This is a genomic window from Peptostreptococcus sp. (assembly GCF_977045075.1).
Map to the genome: position 1 here is coordinate 1 of NZ_CDRRTB010000108.1, position 4,494 is coordinate 4,494.

At 34.1% G+C, this 4,494-nt stretch carries 4 protein-coding genes; 1 reads left to right on the forward strand and 3 read right to left on the reverse strand.

The window, feature by feature from the left end:
* Together ACW6OJ_RS07490 and ACW6OJ_RS07495 are read right to left on the reverse strand one after the other, a co-directional pair.
* On the reverse strand, positions 1-1,147 hold a 1,147-nt coding region (locus tag ACW6OJ_RS07490; protein ID WP_456096202.1), incomplete at its 3' end, for a cell wall-binding repeat-containing protein.
* Entirely contained in the window at positions 1,144-2,526 is a 1,383-nt protein-coding gene (locus ACW6OJ_RS07495) for an exonuclease domain-containing protein (protein WP_456096203.1), read from the reverse strand. The genes ACW6OJ_RS07490 and ACW6OJ_RS07495, both read right to left, overlap by 4 nt.
* Before the next feature lie 107 nt (positions 2,527-2,633).
* Here ACW6OJ_RS07495 and ACW6OJ_RS07500 point away from each other — a divergent pair, with 107 nt between their 5' ends.
* The gene (locus ACW6OJ_RS07500) at positions 2,634-3,485 is read left to right on the forward strand and encodes a YihY/virulence factor BrkB family protein (protein ID WP_456096204.1); all 852 of its coding nucleotides are present in this window, start codon (positions 2,634-2,636) and stop codon (positions 3,483-3,485) included.
* Between the two features lie 97 nt (positions 3,486-3,582).
* Here the strand turns inward: ACW6OJ_RS07500 and ACW6OJ_RS07505 are convergent, their stop codons facing one another.
* Positions 3,583-4,464, reverse strand: a complete 882-nt coding sequence (locus ACW6OJ_RS07505; RefSeq protein WP_456096205.1) for a DMT family transporter — start codon at positions 4,462-4,464, stop codon at positions 3,583-3,585.
* Positions 4,465-4,494: the final 30 nt, after the last annotated feature.

The window sequence follows — 4,494 nt, forward strand, 5'->3', positions numbered from 1 at the left end:
CAGGTCTACCGTCATCATCTAGTATAGCCTTTCCGTCAGCATCTAGCTTTACACCTGAAACAACCTTGTCTCTTTCAAGTATACCCTCCTCATTATAGTAGAACTTATCATATCCATAAGGCGACCTACTTGCCTGGTAGAGCCAGCCCTTAAATATGCTTGCATTCGAAAACCTATAGGTCTGACTCTCAGTGTCAAAGCCTACATCATTAGAAGCCGAATAAGAGTAATTATACTTGTCCATAATAGAATTAATGGTCAAACCACTTACTGAATTTATACCACCTACTACTGTAATATTGTCACGATTAGCACTTTGTTCTATAGCATTGTCATCTACCCTAGCTGAACATAGTAGGACTCCAGTATCAATCATGCTTGCCATAGATGATGCTGACAAGGCATCTGGAAAGTCCCTTCCACTTGCAATAAGTAGGTTCTTTGGATCTATTATAGAAAGTATTTGATTGCAGGTCTGGTACCTATTGCTACCTGCTATTCTCTTGCCATATGCATTTACAATTGAATTTTTCCCACCTACTGTATATAAGACCCTATAGTCTTTTAGAAATTCTAGTTTTTTCCTACCATCTACTAGTAGTAGGCTAGTTTTAGTTTTTGCTACAAGTCCACTAGTAGATAGGGCATCAGGGAAGTTTCTTCCATCAGCTATGCAGAGATTTTTATTTCCAACTCTTTCAACAACCTTCAAGCTTGTATCGTACCTATCGCTTCCCTCTATCCTTTCTACCTGAAAGAACTTTAGTAAGGCTGCTTCATACCCCTTGTCTACAGAATTTTCACCACCTACAATGATTACATTTTTTATCTTCCTATTTAAGAGTTCTGCAGCAAATTTTCTATGCTCAAAGACATCTGAACTAGGTTTTACTAATATAATATTTGCCTTATGCTTACTTGCAAGACTAATAGCTGATAGGGCATCTGGAAAGTCTTTACCACTAACTACTATGGCCATATCAGACTTATGGTGGTCAGCAACATTCAAGGAAGTCTGGTACCTATCAGGTCCATCTATCCTCCTAATTGCTGCTGCATCGGCCCTTATCAAGAAAATTCCAGTAAATATAAGACCTAGTCCCAAATATATTACGCTCTTTCTAAATTTTATCTTACTTAAAATCATATATCCCCCTCATCAAATTCTGTTATTTCCCAGAATTTTTTTTCATTTATTACATTTATATTGTGTCCAAGAGCTAGATAGGCCAATACTATTTCATGTTCTTTGGAATCATAGAATACAGGCTTATCATAGCCCTCTCCCACTATAACATAATCTACTTGACTGGATATTTCCTCGTATACTATTGCACCCATGCCTCTTAGTATCTTTTCTATACTTACCTTAGACTCGTAATTAAAATCATTATATAGGTAAATTTTCTTATCCTTAAAGTCAATAAAAGACAGATGGTCATTGTACTCCCAATCATCTATTGACTCAAAATTTTCTAATATTGTAGCAAGCTCTCCTAAAGACATAATCCTTACAGACCTGCCCAATCTATTTAAATCGACTATTTTTTTTATATATTGTTTATCAAGGTCACCTGTATAGTAGATAAAGTTTTTGACTATATAGTAGTCAGTTTCCAAATCCAAAGAGTTGGTTATTTTTATATTGTACTCATCTAACAACTTCTTAAAGTCTGGCGTATTTTTTAATTTAATCTTATTTGAAAGGCAAAATTTGGAATTGAAAAAGTCCAGGTCCAGCCTCTTGTCCTCTAAATATGCCTTCCTTTTCAGGCTCCAGTTTTTGGAATTAATGCTATTCATTACCCTATTTTTTAAGATCCTATTTTGCTTTAAAAGTGCCCTATCCATCCACTGAAAAAACTCTCTACCATAATTATCTCCGTACTTTGATTTTAGGTCAGATAATATAGAAAGGTAGGATAAATGAGTCCTATAGGCATCTGATCTTGCCCTATGTACTCCTACATTTTTGATATCGAGATATTCACATAGGCGAATTAGGGAGAATTTTTCTCCATAGATAAATTCCCCTAGGTCAAATGTATCAATACAAGGATTCTCAAAGTCCTTACCCAAAATCCTATCAAAGGCATCCTTGATTTCACGTATATCATTGCCCATACCATGCCCTATTACAGGCAGATTTCCTATAAAGCTATAAAATTTCTTAATGACACTATACTCATTTTCTGCTGAAAAAATCATATCATTAGATATTCCTGTTAAGTCCTCTATAAATTCGTCTATATAATAAATCACCTGTCCATCAACATTTACTGTAGACTTGACCCTGCTATGCTTATCCCTCCTATTAGGCCTATTCTTATTATCTAATACCTTATAATCCGGAGGCTTAACCAGGCTAGAAAACTCATCAATAATTTCACCATCTACTACCTTTAGGGCTGCTAGTTCGATTATATAGTTTAGACAGTAATTGCCAGTTAATTCTAAATCTACTGCTACATATGTTTCTGGAAGTGTTTTTAATTTATGGTCGTATTTATTGCATTTAATCGTCAAAACATTCCTCCTAGAAAACTTTTTCTCTACATTAATATTATAACATAAGTTGAGTTTTTTAGATTAGAATGTGTTAAAATATATTAAAGTAGTATTGGGAGGTAATTATGAAAACTCTTAAAAAATATATGGATAAAAGCAAATATTTAGTAAGACAATTAGATATAACAGATATTTTTTCAAGATCGGCAGGTGTTTCCTACTATTTGACATTGTCTATATTCCCATCAGTAATGTTTTTGATGTGTGCCTTTGCCTATATGCCATCTATAATAGGGGATTTTGTTGAAGCCTCAATTAGGACTAATGTTCCTGCTGGAGCATCTAATATTCTACTTTTAGTGGTGGATTCAGCAATCAATAATAGGAGTTTAAGGCTACTGGAAATCACCTTTTTAATTGCTGTTTGGACCTTCTCAAAGGCAGTTAAGAACCTTATAATAGGTCAAAATGAAGCCTATAATTTTTCTGAAACCAGGTCCTTTATAAAGAGAAACCTATTAGCTTTTTTATATGCAATTGCTTTTTTTGTGGCAGTAATACTTGCCGTTGTATTTTTTGTATATGGAGGTAAGTTCGCAAACATAATCAGGGATAGCCTAGATAAATTTTATATACTAACCCTTATATATAACTTTATAAGATTCGTCGTGCCAATAGTATTTATATTATTAATATTTCTTAATTTTTATATATTCGGTCCTTGCAAACCTATAAAAATTAAACAGGCCTTACCTGGTGCATTTATTACGACTATACTTTGGGTTCTATTATCGATTGGATACTCCTATTATATTAATAATTTTAGTAACTATAGAGAGATATACGGTAATATATCGACTATAATCGTTCTTATGACCTGGATATATCTGTGCAGTATTTCCATTACGATCGGCTACAAAATAAATGCCCTACACTATTGGAAGAATGACCATAACAATAAAAGAAAACTAAAATAAAGAGGTTGCCTATATGGACCCCAAGGAATAGAATTTTCTAAGTCCTGGACCATGTGGCAACCTCTTTTAAAATCAAAGCATATATAAATTTGTGTATCTATTTACCTTTATATAATATATTCCTTTTTGAAAATACAACCATACTAGATATTATGATGATACCGCCAATTATTGTTCCAAGGTTTGGCACCTCGCCAAGAACTAGTGACCCTAATAGGGTTGCAAAGAAGGGCGTTAAAAAGCTAAAATTTGCTACCTCACTTGTATTATCAGCTATTGATAGGGCTATACTCCATAGGAAGTAGGCTATAGCACTACAGAATACACTTAAAATAACCAATACCAGTATATACGTACCAGACACTGCTAAGAGCTCTCTCTTTGCTTGGAAGGCGAATGGTGACAATATAAGAATTGAAAATACCATACTGTAGGTAACAATTTCAATTCCCTTATAACCATCCATAGATAGTTTCCTATTAAGGTTATTGTATATGGAAAATAATACCGATGCGGCAAGGGTCCAAATCATACCCATATTTACTGATAGCACACCATCCCATAGCATCATTATAAGTACACCGCCAAAGGCTGTAATCATAGATATCCAACCTATTTTATTTATCTTTTCACCATATATCTTGCTTGATTCTATGGCAGTTAAGATTGGTGTAAGAGCTATAATTATACTTGAAGATGCAGATGTTATAGTCTGTATACCCTTATTAAACACAAAGAGGTATACTCCAAAACCACAGGCCGCTGATAAAAATAGCCAGCCTAAGTCCTTGACCTTTGGTAGCCTTATCTTAGTGAATACACCTATTATAAGTAATACAACCGATGCTATACATACTCTCAAAAAACCTAGTGCAAAGGGTGTAAAATGTTGCATTGCAACCTTTGAAAAGGGAAAGGCCAAGGCCCAAAAGGATATAGTTGCTAGTCCCAATAGGTTTACTTTTAATTTTTTGTTCATTTATGCTTAACTCCTTTCCTTTTCCTTAAT